Annotated in this window: 17 protein-coding genes and 1 riboswitch; of the genes, 16 read left to right on the top strand and 1 reads right to left on the bottom strand. The window is 40.3% G+C overall.

All coding sequences use genetic code 11. The features are described 5' to 3' along the window. Position 1 precedes the first annotated feature (1 nt). The 7 genes from IGJ87_RS07130 (at position 2) to purB (ending at position 7,706) form a co-directional block, all read left to right on the top strand. On the top strand, positions 2-625 hold the full coding sequence (locus IGJ87_RS07130; protein WP_002289649.1) for a hypothetical protein: 624 nt from the start codon (positions 2-4) through the stop codon (positions 623-625). Next, entirely contained in the window at positions 622-1,914 is a 1,293-nt protein-coding gene (locus tag IGJ87_RS07125) for a Gfo/Idh/MocA family protein (RefSeq protein ID WP_002306874.1), read from the top strand. The genes IGJ87_RS07130 and IGJ87_RS07125 overlap by 4 nt, the downstream gene beginning before the upstream one ends. Positions 1,915-2,272: 358 nt before the next feature. After that, a riboswitch (purine riboswitch) is annotated at positions 2,273-2,370 on the top strand. Between the two features lie 115 nt (positions 2,371-2,485). After that, positions 2,486-3,067: a xanthine phosphoribosyltransferase gene (locus tag IGJ87_RS07120; RefSeq protein WP_002295469.1), complete on the top strand. Its 582-nt coding sequence runs from the start codon at positions 2,486-2,488 to the stop codon at positions 3,065-3,067. A 2-nt stretch (positions 3,068-3,069) separates the two neighbouring features. After that, the gene (locus IGJ87_RS07115; protein ID WP_002295470.1) at positions 3,070-4,377 is read left to right on the top strand and encodes a nucleobase:cation symporter-2 family protein; all 1,308 of its coding nucleotides are present in this window, start codon (positions 3,070-3,072) and stop codon (positions 4,375-4,377) included. Positions 4,378-4,792: 415 nt separating this feature from the next. Further along, entirely contained in the window at positions 4,793-5,281 is a 489-nt protein-coding gene (gene purE / locus IGJ87_RS07110; protein ID WP_002303771.1) for a 5-(carboxyamino)imidazole ribonucleotide mutase, read from the top strand. Continuing rightward, complete coding sequence (gene purK / locus IGJ87_RS07105) at positions 5,274-6,398, top strand: 5-(carboxyamino)imidazole ribonucleotide synthase (RefSeq protein WP_002288025.1); 1,125 nt, start codon at positions 5,274-5,276, stop codon at positions 6,396-6,398. Before purE ends, purK begins: the two co-directional genes overlap by 8 nt. A gap of 12 nt (positions 6,399-6,410) precedes the next feature. Then, the gene (purB, locus tag IGJ87_RS07100; protein WP_002288023.1) at positions 6,411-7,706 is read left to right on the top strand and encodes an adenylosuccinate lyase; all 1,296 of its coding nucleotides are present in this window, start codon (positions 6,411-6,413) and stop codon (positions 7,704-7,706) included. A 179-nt stretch (positions 7,707-7,885) separates the two neighbouring features. Here purB and IGJ87_RS07095 read toward each other — a convergent pair whose 3' ends face one another. Continuing rightward, positions 7,886-8,263: a hypothetical protein gene (locus tag IGJ87_RS07095; RefSeq protein ID WP_002297115.1), complete on the bottom strand. Its 378-nt coding sequence runs from the start codon at positions 8,261-8,263 to the stop codon at positions 7,886-7,888. Between the two features lie 255 nt (positions 8,264-8,518). Here IGJ87_RS07095 and purC point away from each other — a divergent pair, with 255 nt between their 5' ends. The 9 genes from purC to purD are packed head-to-tail and all read left to right on the top strand — an operon-like array spanning position 8,519 to position 18,293. Next, entirely contained in the window at positions 8,519-9,247 is a 729-nt protein-coding gene (gene purC / locus IGJ87_RS07090; protein WP_002323448.1) for a phosphoribosylaminoimidazolesuccinocarboxamide synthase, read from the top strand. Beyond that, the gene (gene purS, locus IGJ87_RS07085; RefSeq protein WP_002295474.1) at positions 9,247-9,501 is read left to right on the top strand and encodes a phosphoribosylformylglycinamidine synthase subunit PurS; all 255 of its coding nucleotides are present in this window, start codon (positions 9,247-9,249) and stop codon (positions 9,499-9,501) included. Before purC ends, purS begins: the two co-directional genes overlap by 1 nt. A 1-nt stretch (position 9,502) precedes the next feature. Further along, the gene (purQ, locus tag IGJ87_RS07080; RefSeq protein ID WP_002302316.1) at positions 9,503-10,174 is read left to right on the top strand and encodes a phosphoribosylformylglycinamidine synthase subunit PurQ; all 672 of its coding nucleotides are present in this window, start codon (positions 9,503-9,505) and stop codon (positions 10,172-10,174) included. Next, positions 10,175-12,397: a phosphoribosylformylglycinamidine synthase subunit PurL gene (gene purL / locus IGJ87_RS07075; RefSeq protein ID WP_002299012.1), complete on the top strand. Its 2,223-nt coding sequence runs from the start codon at positions 10,175-10,177 to the stop codon at positions 12,395-12,397. Continuing rightward, the gene (purF, locus tag IGJ87_RS07070) at positions 12,382-13,821 is read left to right on the top strand and encodes an amidophosphoribosyltransferase (protein ID WP_002299010.1); all 1,440 of its coding nucleotides are present in this window, start codon (positions 12,382-12,384) and stop codon (positions 13,819-13,821) included. The genes purL and purF overlap by 16 nt, the downstream gene beginning before the upstream one ends. Before the next feature lie 22 nt (positions 13,822-13,843). Then, positions 13,844-14,896, top strand: coding sequence for a phosphoribosylformylglycinamidine cyclo-ligase (gene purM, locus IGJ87_RS07065; RefSeq protein ID WP_002323447.1), 1,053 nt, complete (start codon positions 13,844-13,846; stop codon positions 14,894-14,896). Next, entirely contained in the window at positions 14,893-15,471 is a 579-nt protein-coding gene (gene purN / locus IGJ87_RS07060) for a phosphoribosylglycinamide formyltransferase (protein WP_002299006.1), read from the top strand. The genes purM and purN overlap by 4 nt, the downstream gene beginning before the upstream one ends. Continuing rightward, positions 15,468-17,003 (top strand): bifunctional phosphoribosylaminoimidazolecarboxamide formyltransferase/IMP cyclohydrolase, encoded by a 1,536-nt coding sequence (purH, locus tag IGJ87_RS07055; RefSeq protein ID WP_002302313.1) that lies wholly within the window; start codon positions 15,468-15,470, stop codon positions 17,001-17,003. Before purN ends, purH begins: the two co-directional genes overlap by 4 nt. A gap of 15 nt (positions 17,004-17,018) precedes the next feature. After that, positions 17,019-18,293: a phosphoribosylamine--glycine ligase gene (gene purD / locus IGJ87_RS07050; protein WP_002299002.1), complete on the top strand. Its 1,275-nt coding sequence runs from the start codon at positions 17,019-17,021 to the stop codon at positions 18,291-18,293. Positions 18,294-18,328 lie beyond the last annotated feature (35 nt).

Genomic DNA, 18,328 nt, shown 5'->3' with positions numbered 1-18,328 from the left:
TATGAAAAAGCCAATAGAAGAGATGTTTCTTTACAAGCTCAACTACTATGTCTGTCGGATTTTTTTAACCAGTCTTATCAGTAATGCTCTTTTCGCTTTAGTTCTAGGATGTTTGTTCACTTTAGGATTAGTGCTGTCTGCTCGTGTTGTCTATCTGATTTATTTTTTGATGATGTATCCTTCTTATTATCTATCTGTCCATTACTTGGCAGAAAAAAAGGTATGTTGGAGGAAAGGAAAAATCAAACGGATGTGTTTCATCATTACGTTGTTTCAGCTGTTTGTCATTATTTTTGCAGTTGATTGGTATTTATTAGTGGGAAAGATTGGAGCTTGGTATCTGATTCCTTTTCTATTGTGTCTGTTGCTTTTTGTATCCCATAGTTTTTTTAGTACGCTAATTGATATCTGCAAAGAAGATAAAGCAGATAGTCTTGTTTATTTGATCAAAAGGAATATCTGGCTGTTGTCAAAAAACGTCAAGGGGTTTCTGTGGTATTTATGCCTTTTGTATGGACTGTTCTGGTGTATACAGCATGATTTTTTACTCACTGCATTACTGTATCCAGGGCTGCCATTTGTCACAGTATTTTGCTTAAAAGAAAAGGAGAATGACTTTAAATGAAGAAAAAATATGTACAAGTCGGACTTGGTGGGAGAGCGCGTTTTTTTTATGAGGCAATTGCCTCTACGTATCATCAAACTTGTGAACTAGTCGGTTTTTGTGATGTATCTCAAACAAGGATGGATTATGCAAATCGGATACTTGTGAACAAGTATGGACAGAAAAAAGTAAAGACATGTATGCCATCACAATTTGAGCAACTACTGGATGACGTACGGCCGGCTGAAGTCATTATTACGTCAGTAGATCGAACGCATCATGATTATATCATTCGTGCAATGAAAAAAGGATATGATGTTATTTGCGAAAAACCTCTGACTATCGATGAGGAAAAAGCTCAAGAAATAATAACGGTCCAAAAACAGACGGGAAGAAGCCTGCGAGTCACTTTTAATTATCGTTATGCACCGTATCACACGAAGATAAAGGAACTGATAGAAAGTGATGTGATTGGTGATGTGTTTTCTATCCACTTCGAATGGCTGTTAAATACGCAACACGGGGCAGATTATTTCAGAAGATGGCATCGAAATAAGCACAATAGCGGCGGGCTTCTTGTTCATAAATCTACCCATCATTTTGATCTAGTGAATTTTTGGTTGAACAGCCGTCCCCAAAAGGTATTTGCATTCGGTGGATTAAACTTTTATGGGATGCATAATGCGGAGAAACGCGGAGTAGAAACATTTTACAGTCGATGCTATGGAAGCGAACTAGCTAAAGCTGATCCATTTGCTATAGACCTGTCAGCCAATGAGGAATTGCGAGAAATGTATTTAGAAGCAGAAAAAGACAGTGGATATATTCGTGACCGCAGTGTATTTTCCGATGATATCTCTATTGAAGATACACTAGGCGTAACGGTCAAATATGAAACTGGTGCGATTTTGACGTATTCGCTAAACGCGTATATGCCGTGGGAAGGATTCAATGTTTCTTTCAATGGCAGCAAAGGACGGATCGAAATGAAAGTGATCGAAAAGTCTTACATCAATGCAGGTGGAGATAAAAAGGATGAAGGAGCAGCCGTTCTTCAGTCCATCCATGTCTATCCGATGTTCGGTGAGCCATATGAGGTAATCGTCGAACAAGAAGCGGGCGGACATGGCGGAGGAGATCCGCGTTTATTAGATGATCTATTTGGTGAAGAAAAAGAAGAAGATCCGTGGAATCGGGCAGCAACTCACGTAGATGGTATTTTGTCGATTTTGACAGGAATCGCAGCAAATCATTCTATTGCTTCAGGAAAAGCAGTAGTGATTGACGAGCTTGTCAGCTTAAAAGAATAAGAATAGATTTACGGAAATTACTTCCCGTAGTTTATAAAATCTTGCCTTATTGCCGATAGGCTGTCTTTTGAACACTATTTATTCGGAAAAAGGGGCTATGACATGCTTTTTGTCATGCCTTCTTTTTATGTGGGCTGCTTTTTTAGATAGGAGAAAATAAAAATAACTATTTAAACCCGAACAAAAAGGAATAATGCATTAAAAATCATTAGATTTTACAAAAAAATAAGTAAACCACGTTGTCAGTTTCAGAAAGTAGTGTTAGACTGTTTTCAATATTTGAAACAACATTTTTTATTCAAATATGGCAAACTGCCTTCACGTGCAAAACAGTTGCAAGAAAATGAATTTACACTATTATTAGTTTTACATACCTACTTATATATCGTCATAATATGGATGACAGTTTCTAGCCAGTACCGTAAATGCTGGACTATAAGTAAAAGATTGGCTATTTCACCCTTCTTTTCTTATGATAAAGTGGAGGGTGTTTTTCTTTAACAGAAACATAGTAGGTTTTTGCACAAAAGCGGTTATTTCGGTATTAATAAATGATAAAGGAGCAAATAAAGTGAAAGAATTAGTTGAACGTATTCAAAAAGACGGACGTATATTAGGCGAGGGCGTATTAAAAGTCGACAGCTTCGTCACTCACCAAGTAGACCCTGTATTGATGGAACAAATGGGAAAACGGTTTGCAGAAGTATTTAAAGAACAAGGAATCACGAAAGTTGTGACCATTGAAGCTTCTGGGATCGCACCAGCTTTATTTGCTGCAAGAGAATTAGATGTTCCAATGATCTTCGCTAGAAAAGCAAAAAGTTTGACGATGGATGAAGAATTATTGACAGCTTCTGTTTATTCTTTTACGAAACAAGTGACAAGTACGATTTCTATTTCTCGTAAATTTTTATCTTCAGAAGACAAAGTATTGATTATCGACGATTTCTTGGCAAACGGACAAGCGGCAAAAGGATTGATCGAATTATGCCAGCAAGCTGGAGCGCAAGTAGAAGGAATCGGGATCGTCATCGAAAAGTCTTTCCAAGATGGACGTCAGTTACTTGAAGAAATGGGATTGAGAGTCGTTTCTCTTGCGCGTATTGCTTCCTTGACGAATGGACAAGTTGAGTTTCTTGAGGAGGACGCATAATCGTGGAAAAAGAAACACAAAATGGAAAAGCTGCGGTTTTAGGGCTGCAGCATCTGCTAGCGATGTATGCAGGAGCAGTAGCGGTGCCTCTTTTGATCGGTACAGGACTAGGCTTTAATCAAGAACAGATGACTTATTTGATTTCAATTGATATCTTTATGTGTGGATTAGCGACATTATTGCAATTGACAGTTAACCGATTTTTCGGAATTGGCTTGCCTGTCGTTTTAGGATGTGCGATCCAAGCAGTAGCTCCACTGATCTTGATCGGAACCAATGAAGGAGTAGGAGCTATCTACGGATCTATTATCGCTTCTGGGATCTTTGTTGTGTTAGTTTCTGGTGTCTTTTCTAAAATTAAAAAACTATTCCCTCCTATAGTAACAGGAACGGTTATCACCGTTATTGGTTTGACTTTGATTCCTGTAGCAATCGAGAAAATGGGTGGAGGTAATGCAACAGCAGCTGATTTTGGTGACAAAACAAATCTGCTACTTGCATTTGTGACGATTCTCCTAATTGTAGGCGTGCAAATGCTGGCAAAAGGGTTCATTCGTTCAATCGCGGTATTGATTGGTTTAGTCGGAGGAAGCATCTTAGCTGCTTTCATGGGAATGATTGATCTGAGCGCGATTGGAGATGCGCCGTTGTTCCATGTTCCACAACCCTTTTATTTTGGTAAACCAACTTTCGACGTATGGTCGATTTTACTAATGATCATCATTTCCATGGTCAGCATGGTAGAATCAACAGGTGTATATTTTGCACTTGGTGACATTACTGGGAAAAATGTTGGAGAAGAAGAATTGAAAAAGGGATATCGTGCAGAAGGACTTGCCGTTATCTTAGGCGGTATTTTCAATACATTCCCTTATACTGGCTTTTCTCAAAATGTCGGATTGGTTCAACTTTCGGGAATCAAAACAAGAAAACCCATCTATTTCTCTGCATTCTTCTTGATTGTTTTAGGATTATTCCCTAAAATCGGTGCGTTAGCACAAATCATCCCTGAGCCGGTACTTGGTGGAGGAATGTTAGTCATGTTCGGGATGGTGGCAGTCCAAGGAATCCGTATGCTGTTGGAAGTTGATTTCAGCAATGATAAAAATCTATTGATTGTTGCTGTTTCTGTTGGATTTGGGCTGGGTTTCAATGTTACGCCGACATTATTCAGTCAAATGCCGCAAACATTGCAAATGTTCACTGGAAATGGCATCGTAATGAGTAGCATTACGGCTATCATATTGAATTTGATCTTTAATGGATTGAAAAAAGATGAAGAAATATTGGAAGAAGCCTTCAAGAAGTAATAGAGCAAAAGAAAGGTTGTGAAATCAGCGTTTTGACCTGATTGTTAGAGAAACAAACGGAAAAATAGTTCCTCGTATTTTGCCGTTTGTTTGAGCTAATACCGAGGGTCAGCTGATTGAACACCGTTGAAGGAAGAGGTCGTGAGCCTGCCGTTCATCTCCGAGTCACAAGGAACAATTTCAAAAAAAAGCTTCTCATGTTTGTTGAATATTGTTCCTTGTGACCGAGGAGTTGGCAGGAGAACACCGTTTATCCATAAAAAGGAATGTGACCTAACTTTTGTCACATTCCTTTTTTTCATCTTTAATAAACACGAACAATAAAATGTTTTTCTTTGTTAACATTCGAAATTTCTTTGACATCAAAAAAAGTGATTGTTAAAATATGAATGTAGAAAAACTGGGAGGAAAAACAATGACAGCAAAAATCTCTGTGATTATGGGGAGTACTTCAGATTGGGAAACAATGAAAGAAGCATGTCAAATATTGGATGAATTCGGTGTGTCTTATGAAAAAAAGGTCGTTTCTGCTCATCGAACCCCAGATTTGATGTTTGAATATGCACAAAACGCTCGAAAAAAAGGAATCAAAATCATTATTGCAGGAGCAGGGGGAGCCGCGCATCTGCCGGGTATGGTCGCATCAAAAACAACTTTGCCGGTTATCGGTGTACCGGTCCAATCACGAACATTAAATGGTTTGGATTCGCTTCTTTCGATTGTCCAAATGCCTGGAGGAGTACCTGTAGCTACTACAGCAATCGGAAAAGCGGGAGCAATTAATGCTGGACTACTTGCGATACAGATGCTTTCCATGTATGATTTAGAATTGGAGGCTAAATTGGCTGAAAGACGTTCAATGTTGGCTAAAACTGTTATAGAAAGTAGTGATCAACTTGGTTAAACCTTTGTTGCCTGGTTCAACGATCGGGATCGTCGGTGGCGGTCAATTAGGTCGTATGATGGCGATTAGTGCAAAAGAAATGGGCTTTAAAGTAGGTGTGCTGGATCCTGTGAGCGATTGTCCAGCCGCACAAGTTGCAGATTGGCACATTGAAAGTGTCTATGATGACACCTTTGCGCTGAAAGAGCTTGCCAGAAGAACAGATGTCATTACCTATGAATTCGAAAATGTCAGTGTAGAGGCGTTAAATGCGATTTTACCCATGTCATTTATTCCTCAAGGGACAGACTTGCTTGCGATTACGCAAGACCGCCTGTTAGAAAAATCTTTTTTGGAAACGAACAACATCGTGATTGCTCCTTATGCAACGATCGTCAGTCCGACGGATATCCAAGATGCGATTGACGGGATCGGCTATCCTTGTGTTTTGAAAACCACTCGAGGCGGCTATGATGGCAAGGGGCAGTATGTTTTGAAAAGTCGGGCGGATCTAGCTCCTGCCATGGACCTTTTAAGAGAAGGAACCTGTGTTTTAGAAGCATGGATCCCGTTTGAAAAAGAGATTTCGATCATGGTGGCAGGAAATGGTCAAGGAGATTTCACGACTTTTCCGGTCGTGGAAAACATCCACCACAACAATATTCTTCATGAAACGATTGCTCCAGCCGCGATTGATCAGGATGTGATCGAGGAGGCTGAGCGTATTGCCCGTGTGATTGCAGAAGCAGTGAGCCTTTCAGGTGTTTTAGGGGTAGAAATGTTTTTAACAAAAACAGGCGGGCTATATGTGAATGAATTAGCTCCTCGTCCTCACAATTCTGGACATTATTCTATTGAAGCTTGTTCTATGAGTCAGTTCGATGCCCATATTCGAGGTATTTGTGGTTGGCCATTAGGAGAAAAAGTACGTTTGATAAGCAATGCAGTAATGGTCAATGTTTTGGGAGAACAACTGCTGGAAAGCTATCGCTTGATTGAGAATAAGCCAGACTGGCAATTCCATTTCTATGGAAAAAAACAAGCAAAAAAAGGTCGCAAGATGGGACATATCACTATCTTGACAGAAGACATCCAGCAAACGCTGGAAGAAATCAAACAAACGAATATTTGGGATTAGAGGAGAAAAAACATGTTAGAACGTTATACACGCCCTGAAATGGGGAATATCTGGACGGAAGAGAACAAATACCGTGCGTGGCTCGAAGTCGAGATTTTAGCAGATGAAGCTTGGGCAGAACTTGGTGAAATCCCGCAAGAAGATGTGAAAAAAATTCGTGAGCATGCATCATTTGATATCGATCGGATCTTGGAAATCGAAAAATTAACACGCCATGATGTCGTTGCGTTTACACGAGCGGTTTCTGAAACATTGGGAGAAGAAAGAAAATGGGTCCATTATGGTCTAACAAGTACGGATGTCGTAGATACTGCTTATGGCTATCTCATCAAGCAAGCAAATGATATTTTACGGGAAGACTTGAAACGTTTTACGGAAATCATTGGCGAAAAAGCAAAAGAACACAAATATACAGTGATGATGGGTCGGACACACGGTGTCCATGCTGAACCAACTACTTTTGGATTGAAACTTGCCACATGGTATTCAGAAATGAAACGGAACATCGAACGATTTGAACATGCGGCAAAAGGAGTAGAAGCAGGAAAAATCTCAGGAGCAGTGGGGACGTTCGCAAATATCCCGCCATTTATTGAAGAGTATGTATGTAAACAATTGGGGATCCGTCCACAAGAAATCTCTACTCAAGTTCTCCCTCGGGATCTACATGCTGAATATTTCTCAGCGATGGCGCTTATTGCTACAAGTATTGAACGTTTTGCAACAGAGATACGCGGATTGCAAAAATCCGAAACACGTGAAGTAGAAGAATTTTTTGCGAAAGGTCAAAAAGGTTCTTCTGCTATGCCGCACAAAAGGAATCCGATCGGTTCAGAAAATATGGCTGGTCTAGCCAGAGTGGTGCGCGGACACATGGTCACTGCCTATGAAAATGTCACATTATGGCATGAAAGAGATATTTCTCATTCTTCAGCAGAACGAATCATCTTGCCTGATACCACGATTTTATTGAATTACATGTTAAATCGTTTTGGCAATATCGTTAAAAATCTAACGGTCTTTCCTGAAAACATGAAGCGGAATATGTCTGCAACATTTGGTTTGATTTATAGCCAGCGCGTTATGCTGAAATTGATCGATAAGGGAATGACAAGAGAAGAAGCTTATGATCTTGTTCAGCCAAAAACTGCGTACGCTTGGGACAACCAAGTGCAGTTCCGCCCGCTGTTAGAAGAAGATCCAACCATCACATCGGTATTATCTAAAGAAGAAATAGACGATGCCTTTGATTATCATCATCATTTGAAAAACGTTGACGTGATATTCAAACGAGTAGGTTTGGAATAAAGAAGAGTGAGTTGCAAAATTCAATTAAAATAGAATAGCAAAAATAACCAAAAAAGAAGCAGATCCGTTAGCGGTTCTGCTTCTTTTAGTTTATTATATTTTCTTATCAATAATAGGAACCTGATTTTAAAAGCGGCTACCTCTTTACCGTGCCTCTTTACATACAAAAAATAGAGGAATTAAGCGTAAATGGCTTGGCTATTATAACTAAAATGCTGGTTATGGAGATGTTGCAGCAAGTTTTCGAGAAAAGCGTATTCCATCTCTTGTCCATTGAATAAGATCTGGATACGATAATGATTTTTGAAACGCTTCTGTTCATGAATCTGACTGATTGAAAGTTCGCCTTTGTGTTCTGTTTGATAAAGAAAAGTCCTTTTACGGCATTCAGCACAGCGCTTGGTTGCTCGGCGGATTTTTCGGAATGTATAAAAACTAGTATCTTTATTGCATAAATAAACGTCTTTGATCGACAGCAAATCATTATATAGACAGGAACGTTCTTCAGCTGTTAATTCTGATAAAAAAAGCTGACCTTGTTTTATTGCATCTTCCATCGGCAAGTGCCTCCTCGAACCCATTATCCAAATTTTTAGTTAATTCTAATATACCATCATTAAGTATAAATGTAAACGCTTGTTGATGGTATAAGATTTTCGTTTCTGATAAAACACGAACATTAAAAGAATCTAATGCCTTAAATGTACATATTTTTGTTGATTTATAAAAAGATGATTGCTAAAATTTAAAGTGAAAACACGAACAAAAAACGATGTATTTGCTTTTAATGTAAATAAAAAGGAGAGACGTACATGGAGAAGAAAGAACTTTTGTATGAAGGAAAAGCCAAAAAAATATATCTTACTTCTGATGAGAACTTGATTTGGATAGAATATTTAGATCAAGCAACTGCGTTGAATGGCGCGAGGAAAGACCAGATAAGTGGAAAAGGAGAATTGAATAATCAAATCACAAGTGCAATTTTCCGTTATCTGACTCAAAGAGGAATAAAAAATCATTTTATTGAACAATTGTCTAAAACCGAACAATTAACAAAAAAAGTACAAATTATCCCTCTGGAAGTGGTTATCCGAAATATTGCAGCAGGAAGTTTCTCAAAACGTCTAGGTGTTCCCGAAGGTAAAGAATTCATCAAACCAATCATTGAATTCTACTATAAGGATGACCAGTTGGATGATCCATTTATCAATGAAGAGCATATCTATTTCTTACAACTTGCAAAACCGGAAGAAATCAGTGAGCTGAAAGCCCAAGCGTTGGCTATTAATGAAATTTTGACCGAATTATTTGCTAAGGTCGGTTTGGTTTTAGTAGATTTCAAGCTAGAATTTGGCCGGTCGAATGGACAAATTTTGCTTGCGGATGAAGTAACACCGGATACTTGCCGATTATGGGATGAACGTACGAATGAACATATGGACAAAGACGTTTACCGCAGAGATCTAGGTGATTTGATCCCAGTCTATCAAGAAGTATATAACCGTCTATCGGAACTAACTGAAGAAAAGGAGCGAGTATGATGTATTTCGTAAAAGTATATGTAACCTATAAAGATTCAGTGTTAGATCCTCAAGGGGAGGCAGTAAAAAAAGCAGTCCATCGTATGGGATATGAAACAATCGAAGATATCCGAATAGGAAAATACTTTGAGATACAACTTGCTGATGCAGAAGAACCAATCGATACAGTGATTGAAACGATTTGTGACAAGCTGCTTGCAAATGTAAATATGGAAACATACCGATATGAAATCAAAAAAATGGAGGAAGTATAACATGAAATTTGCGGTCATCGTTTTTCCAGGTTCAAATTGTGACGCAGATATGTTATGGGCAGTTCGCGAGATCATGGGCGCTGATGCCGAATTTGTACGGCATGATGAGTCCTCTTTAGAAGGATTTGATGGGGTTTTACTGCCGGGAGGATTCTCCTATGGTGACTATTTGAGATGCGGTGCGATTGCTCGGTTTTCTACAATCATGGAAGAAGTGATTCGTTTTGCTGAAGAAGGGAAACCGGTATTCGGTACATGCAATGGATTCCAGATATTGACAGAAGCAGGACTTTTGCCAGGTGTACTGAGACGAAATGAGTCTTTGCATTTTATTTGCAAAACTGTACCATTGAAAGTCAACTCCAAGACGGCCTTTACTTCAGAGTATGAAGCCGACGAAATAATCTATCTTCCAGTTGCTCATGGGGAAGGAAATTATTTCTGTGACGAAGAAACACTTCAAGAACTAAAAAAAAATAATCAGATTGCCTTTACTTATAATGACAACATCAACGGCAGCGTGGAAAACATTGCAGGGATTACGAACAAAGCAGGGAATGTGTTAGGAATGATGCCTCATCCAGAACGTGCAGTAGAAGACTTGCTAGGATCAGAAGATGGGAAACGGTTCTTTGCTTCCATTTTAAAAAACTTCGGAAAGGTGACCGTATAGATGAAAACATTGAAAGAACCGACAGCTGAAGAGATCAAGAAAAAAAGAATCTATGCCGAATGGGGATTGACTGATGAAGAATATCGAATGATCGAAGAAGATATCTTAGGAAGAATGCCTAATTATACGGAAACTGGACTGTTCTCTGTTATGTGGAGCGAACATTGTTCCTATAAAAATTCTAAACCGGTTCTACGCAAATTTCCTACTAGTGGACCTCATGTGTTGCAAGGCCCTGGAGAAGGCGCAGGCATCGTCGACATCGGTGATGGACTAGCAGTTGTCTTCAAAGCAGAAAGTCACAATCATCCTTCAGCCGTGGAGCCTTATGAAGGAGCTGCGACAGGAGTTGGCGGAATCATCAGAGATATTTTCAGCATGGGGGCTCGTCCAATTGCGTTGCTAGATTCATTGAGGTTCGGCGAATTAGATAATCCAAGAACGAAATATTTACTAGAAGAAGTAGTTGCAGGTATCGGCGGATACGGCAATTGTATCGGCATACCGACTGTAGGCGGCGAAATTGCATTTGATCCTTGTTATGAAGGAAACCCATTAGTCAATGCAATGTGCGTAGGTTTGATTGAACACAAACATATCCAGAAAGGGCAAGCCGCTGGCGTCGGTAATTCGATCATGTATGTAGGCGCAAAAACAGGTCGCGACGGTATCCACGGAGCAACTTTTGCCTCAGAAGAATTTAATCAAGAAGAAGAACAGCAACGTTCTGCTGTACAAGTAGGCGATCCTTTTATGGAAAAGCTGCTGCTTGAAGCGTGTTTGGAATTAATCTTGCATCATTCGGATTCTCTAATAGGTATACAGGATATGGGAGCAGCAGGACTTGTTTCATCTAGTGCGGAAATGGCTTCAAAAGCTGGTTCAGGACTTATATTGACATTAGATGAAGTCCCACAAAGAGAAACTGGAATGACGCCTTATGAAATGATGCTATCGGAATCACAAGAACGGATGTTGATTTGTGTCAAATCAGGAGAGGAAGAAAAAATCCAAGAACTATTTCAGAAGTATGATCTAGATGCAGTCACTATCGGGAAAGTAACAGATGACGGGCAATATCGGCTATATCATCAAGGAGAAGAAGTAGCAAATCTGCCAGTCGATGCATTAGCTGAAGATGCACCAGTCTATCATAAAGAAATGAAAGAACCAGCTCGAATCGCAGAATTTCAGCAGTTAGCTCCTTATCAGCCAGTTATCGAAGAACCTGGACAAGTATTGCTTGATCTGCTGCAGCAACCGACGATTGCTTCGAAACGTTCAATCTATGAAACTTATGATTCACAAGTACAAACCAATACAGTTGTCCGTCCAGGAAGCGACGCTGCTGTGATGAGGGTTAGAGGGACGAATAAAGCGTTAGCTATGACCACAGACTGCAACGCGCGCTATCTGTATTTGGATCCAAAAATCGGAGGACAAATAGCAGTGGCAGAAGCTGCTAGAAATATTATTGCTAGCGGTGGCAAGCCCTTGGCGATCACCGACTGCCTGAACTATGGTTCTCCTGATAAACCAGAAGTTTTTTGGGAATTATCGACTTCAGCTGATGGAATTGCTGCTGCGTGTGAAACGTTAGGAACTCCTGTTATTTCAGGAAATGTCTCTTTATATAATGAAACGGATGGTCAAGCAATCTATCCAACACCAATGATTGGTATGGTCGGATTGATTGAGGATCATAAACATATCACTACTCAGGAATTCAAAAAATCAGGGGATCTAATCTATATATTAGGTAAGACGTTTGCAGATTTTGATGGCAGTGAATTACAAAAGATGCAGCTTGGAAGAATCGAAGGTGTGATCCGAAACTTTGATCTATCCATTGAAAAGAGAAACCAAGAGTTAGTATTGACAGCCATCCAAAACGGATTGATTGAAAGTGCTCATGACTGTTCAGAAGGTGGCTTGGCAATTGCACTGGCAGAATCAGCTTTCAAACATCAGCTAGGGATATCTGTACAGTTTGAATTGTCCTCTGCTCAATTATTTGCAGAAACTCAATCAAGATTTGTGTTGACAGTCGCACCGGAAAATAAGACACGATTCGAAGAAATGATGGGAGATGCTGCTGTTTTAGCAGGTAAGGTGACGGATGAAGCGATAATCGAAATTTCAGCAACTGACGGTCAGATCAAAATAGAAACTGCAGTAGCAAGAAAGTGCTGGGAGGATGCAATCGTATGTCTTATGAAGTGAAGAGTTTAAATGAAGAATGCGGGATCTTCGGCGTTTGGGGTCATCCGGATGCCGCTAGTGTGGCATACTTCGGGCTCCATAGTCTTCAGCATCGAGGACAAGAAGGTGCGGGCATCGTGTCCAATGATCGAGGAAAGCTTATGGGTCATCGAGATCTGGGGCTGCTTTCTGAGGTATTCAAAGATCAAAGAAAACTGCAGCAGTTAACAGGAGAAGCTGCAATCGGACATGTACGTTATGCAACAGCAGGCAATGGAAGTGTGGACAATATTCAGCCTTTTCTATTCAAATTTCATGATCAGTCGATCGGCTTAGCGCATAACGGCAATTTGATCAATGCTCGTTCACTTAGAAAAGAGTTAGAAGAAAATGGAGCGATCTTCCATTCTAACTCCGATACGGAGATATTGATGCATTTGATCCGACGAAGTGAAGAAACAGATTTTTTAAATAAATTGAAAAGTGCTTTAAATGAAGTCAAAGGTGGCTTTGCCTATTTATTAATGACAGAAACGGCAATGATTGCCGCTTTGGACCCAAATGGTTTTCGTCCATTAGCAATTGGGCAAATGAAAAACGGAGCATACGTGATTGCCTCGGAAACTTGTGCATTAGAAGTTATCGGGGCACGTTTTATAAGAGATGTCCAGCCTGGAGAGATAGTGATCATCAATGACGAAGGAATCCAGATTGATTGCTTTACGAAGAATACGCAGCTTTCCATTTGTTCGATGGAATATATCTATTTTGCCAGACCAGATTCAAACATCGCAGGGATCAATGTGCATACTGCACGGAAAAATATGGGACGGAATTTAGCGAAAGAATCGCCAGTAAAAGCAGATATGGTCGTCGGCGTACCTAATTCTTCTTTGTCAGCCGCAAGCGGTTATGCGGAAGCTAGTGGAATCCCTTATGAAATCGGATTAGTAAAAAATCAATACATTGCCCGAACATTTATCCAGCCAACGCCTGAGCTAAGAGAGCAAGGTGTTCGAATGAAATTATCTGCTGTACGAGGAGTAGTGGAAGGTAAAAAGGTGATTATGGTCGATGATTCAATTGTTCGGGGTACGACAAGCAGACGGATCGTCCATCTTTTGAAAGAAGCAGGAGCAAAAGAAGTCCATGTGAGGATTGCTTCTCCTCCTTTGAAATATCCATGTTTTTACGGGATTGATATTCAAACGCGTAAAGAACTCATTGCGGCAAATCACACGATTGATGAAATCAAAGAATGTATCGGTGCAGATTCTTTAGGATTTTTAAGTGAAGAGGGTCTGATCGAATCGATTGGACTGAAAAAGGATGGCCCGTATTCAGGATTGTGTATGGCTTATTTCAACGGAGATTATCCAACGCCGTTATATGACTATGAAGAAAAGTATCAGGAATCGCTAAAAGAAAAAGTATCGTTCTTTTAAAAGCAGACCAAGAAGGGAGTATATGAATTCAATGGCAAATGCATACGCAAAAGCTGGCGTAGATGTCGAAGCTGGATATGAAGTAGTAGAACGGATCAAGAAGCATGTCAAAAAAACGGAACGTTTAGGTATGATGGGCGCTATAGGAGGATTCGGCGGTTGTTTTGATTTATCGGTCTTTCAATTAAAAGAGCCAGTCCTTGTCTCGGGGACCGATGGTGTGGGGACGAAATTAGCAGTGGCAATCGAAGCAGACAAACACGATACAATCGGGATCGACTGCGTAGCGATGTGTGTCAATGATATCTTAGCACAAGGCGCAGAGCCGTTATATTTCTTAGACTACTTAGCAACGGGGAAAAATGATCCGATACGTTTGGAAAATGTAGTAAAAGGTGTAGCAGATGGATGTGTTCAAGGAAATATGGCGCTGATTGGCGGAGAAACAGCTGAAATGCCTGGTATGTACTCAGGTAATGATTATGATCTAGCCGGATTTGCTGTAGGGATAGCTGAAAAATCTCAATTATTGACAGGAGAAACGATCAACCCAGGAGATGTGTTGCTTGGAATAGCATCTAGCGGGATCCATTCAAATGGGTACTCTCTTGTTCGCAAAATTTTCTTTGAGCAGCAGCAGTTTTCTTTATCATCAAAACTGCCAGAATTGAAAAAAACACTTGGCGAAGAATTGCTTGAGCCAACGAAAATCTATGTTTCTTCCTTGCTTCCGCTGATCAAAGAAAAGAAAATAAAAGGAGCTGCACATATCACTGGTGGAGGGTTTGTAGAAAATATCCCGCGAATGTTACCAGAATCTATGGCTGCACAAATCAAACTTGGCTCATGGCCGATTCTTCCAATATTCGGCTGTTTACAAAAATATGGTGAAATTCCTGAGATGGAGATGTATGAAATCTTCAATATGGGCATCGGCATGGTCCTGGCAGTCGAAGAATCGAAAGTAAAAGAAATAGTACACGAAATTGAGCAAGCTGGCGAAAAAGTTTATGAAATCGGGAAAGTGATCGCCAAAGAAAAACATCGTGTGGTGTTTATAGGAGAAGAACGATGAGAATCGCTGTTTTTGCTTCTGGAAACGGAAGCAACTTTCAAGCGCTAGCCGATTATCTATCGAAAAAAGGATTGGAAGCTTCGATTGACTGGTTGTTTTGTGATCAGCCTGAAGCATATGTTTTGAAACGTGCAACTGCGTTGAGTGTACCGGCAGATTGTTTTTCACCTAAAGAATTTGATTCAAAAAAAGAGTATGAAGAAGCAATTTTGCATAAATTGAAAGAAAAAAAGATCGATTTGATTGTATTAGCTGGATACATGCGAATCATTGGACCAGTATTGCTGGAAAATTATGATAAAAGAATCATCAATATCCATCCATCTCTTTTACCTGCATTCCCTGGTTTGCATGGCATTCGTGATGCATTTGAAGCTGGAGTAAAAGAAACGGGTGTCACAATTCATTATATCGACCAAGGTGTAGATACCGGACCAATCATCCGGCAGGAAAAAGTGAGAATTGAACAGGAGGACACGTTCGATTCTTTAGAAGGAAAAATCCATAGAGTAGAGCATCGAATCTATCCAGAAGTGATTAGTGAAATTATTGAAAATGGAGGCTATCTGAAATGACAAGAGCATTGATCAGTGTATCAGATAAAACTGGGATTGTAGCATTTGCCCAAGGTTTGATTGAACAAGGAGTAGAAATCATTTCAACAGGAGGAACAAAGCATGCGTTGGATCAAGCTGGGATCAATACGCTTTCGATCGAAGAAGTGACAGGGTTTCCTGAAATGATGGATGGCCGTGTCAAAACACTTCATCCTAAAATCCATGGTGGTCTTTTAGGAAGACGCGATCTCCCTAGCCATATGGAGGCAATGGAAACGGAAAATATCCAACCAATCGACTTTGTTTGTGTCAATTTATATCCTTTCAAAGAAACGATTATGAAACCAGATGTCGAAATAGCAGAAGCTATTGAAAACATTGATATCGGTGGTCCTAGTATGCTCCGTAGTGCAGCAAAAAACCATGAATTTGTCACCTCTGTTGTTGATCCATCTGACTATGAAGAAGTACTTTCAGAATTACGTCAGTATGGGCATACTTCACTTTCTTTCAGACAAAAACTAGCGGCAAAAGTCTTTCGTCATACTGCGGCATATGATGCACTGATCGCTCAATACTTAACGGATTGGGTGGAAGAAAAAGAACCGGAAAAATTGACACTTACGTATGAACGAAAACAAACGCTTCGTTACGGTGAAAACAGCCATCAAGCCGCTGCCTTTTATCAGTCCGCTCTTCTGGAAAAATATTCGATCGCAGCAGCAAAACAACTCCATGGGAAAGAACTTTCTTATAATAATATCCGAGATGCAGATGCTGCGCTACGGATCATGAAGGAATATGACGAGCCAACGGTAGTCGCCTTGAAACACATGAATCCTTGTGGTATTGGGACAGCATCTACGATTTTAGAAGCGTGGGAAGCAGCGTATGAAGCAGATCCTGTTTCAATCTTTGGTGGGATCATCGTTTTGAATCGAGAAGTAGATCTGCCAACAGCAGAACAGATGCATAAGCTGTTTCTAGAAATCATCATTGCCCCTTCTTATACACAAGAAGCTTTGGAATTACTGCAAAAAAAGAAAAACATCCGATTACTGACAGTAGACTTTGCGCAGGAAGAAAATCAAAAGCGAGAAGAAACGGTCTCAGTCTTAGGTGGACTTCTTGTACAAGATCAAGATCTGGCAATAGAAAATGAAGAAGAGTGGAAAGTCGTGACAAAACGTAAGCCGAATCCAGCAGAAGCAAAAGCATTAGCGTTTGCTTGGAAAGCTGTCAAACATGTGAAATCTAATGCGATCGTACTGGCAAACGAACGTCAGACAGTAGGAATCGGAGCCGGGCAGATGAATCGAGTCGGTTCAGTAAAAATTGCGATTGAACAAGCGCAAGAGAAAATGGAAGGTGCAGTTTTAGCTAGCGATGCTTATTTTCCAATGGATGATTCGGTTGAATATGCAGCCAAACATGGTATAAAAGCAATCATTCAGCCAGGAGGAAGCATCAAAGACCAAGATTCTATTGATATGGCGAATAAATACGATCTAGCAATGGTCTTTACTGATGTTCGGCATTTTAGACATTAGAGAGGAGTCGGATAAATGAACGTTTTGGTAATCGGTGCAGGTGGTCGTGAACATGCAATAAGTAAAAAACTTTTAGCCAGTCCGAAGGTGGATACGGTGTATTGTGCGCCAGGAAATCCGGGGATGACAAAAGATGGTATCAATTGTGTCGCTATCAGTGAGCGAGATCATTCAGCGTTAATCCATTTTGTTAAGAAAGAGGCTATTGATTGGAGTATCGTTGGTCCTGAAGTTCCTTTGTTAAATGGGATCGTCGATGATTTTATGGCGGAAGGATTGAAAATCTTCGGTCCGACAAAAGCAGCAGCTCTGATCGAAGGTTCGAAAAGTTTTGCTAAACAATTAATGGATACTTATCAAATCCCGACAGCTAAATCCAGAAGTTTTGAATGTTACGAAAAAGCAGCAGCGTATATCAAAGAAAATGGTGCGCCAATCGTAGTGAAAGCAGATGGCTTAGCAGCTGGAAAAGGTGTAGTCGTGGCTACAACAGTGAAGGAAGCGCTGGATGCGGCAGAACAAATGTTGAACCAGCATCGATTTGGGAACAGCAGCAAAAAAATCGTCGTAGAAGAGTTTTTGGCAGGAGAAGAATTCTCCCTTTTGGCGTTTGTCCGTGATACCAAGGTGTATCCGATGGTCATTTCGCAAGATCATAAGCGGGCATTTGATAACGATAAAGGGCCAAATACAGGCGGAATGGGTGCTTATTCACCAGTACCGCAAATTCCAAAAAAGATGATTGAAGAAGCTGTGGAAGAAGTTTTAAAACCAGCGGCTTTGGGAATGAAAGAACTAGGACGCTCTTTCACGGGTGTTTTATATGCGGGTTTGATTGCTACGAAGGAAGGACCAAAAGTGATCGAATTCAATGCGCGTTTCGGTGATCCTGAAACGCAAGTCGTTCTTTCTCGGTTGAAGAGTGACTTTGCGCAAGTAATCGATGACTTATTAGAGAATCGTGCAGTAGAGTTAAAGTGGCAGCAAGAAGGATACAATGTAGGCGTTGTGGTGGCAGCTGCCGGTTACCCCGAAGAATATGAGACAGGAATGGTTCTACCAGATTTTCCGGAAGAAGAGCTTTCTGTTTACTATGCTGGAGTTTCCTCAAATAACGGCAAACTAGTTGGAGCAGGAGGACGTCTTTATTTAGTAGAAGCATACGGTGAGACGATCAAAGAAGCACAGGAAAAAATCTACACCGCGTTAATGGATAAAACGACAGATGGAACATTTTATCGTACAGATATTGGAGAAAAAGCTGCCAATAGCGAACTGATCGTGAAGTAAATCAGCTGCTTCCATTTATAAAAAATACAACAAAC

The sequence above is a fragment of the Enterococcus sp. DIV1411a genome, assembly GCF_050531945.1.
Lineage (GTDB): Bacteria > Bacillota > Bacilli > Lactobacillales > Enterococcaceae > Enterococcus_B > Enterococcus_B faecium.
Note: the sequence above shows the minus strand (reverse complement) of the source record. Positions and strands in the feature narration are given on the sequence as shown.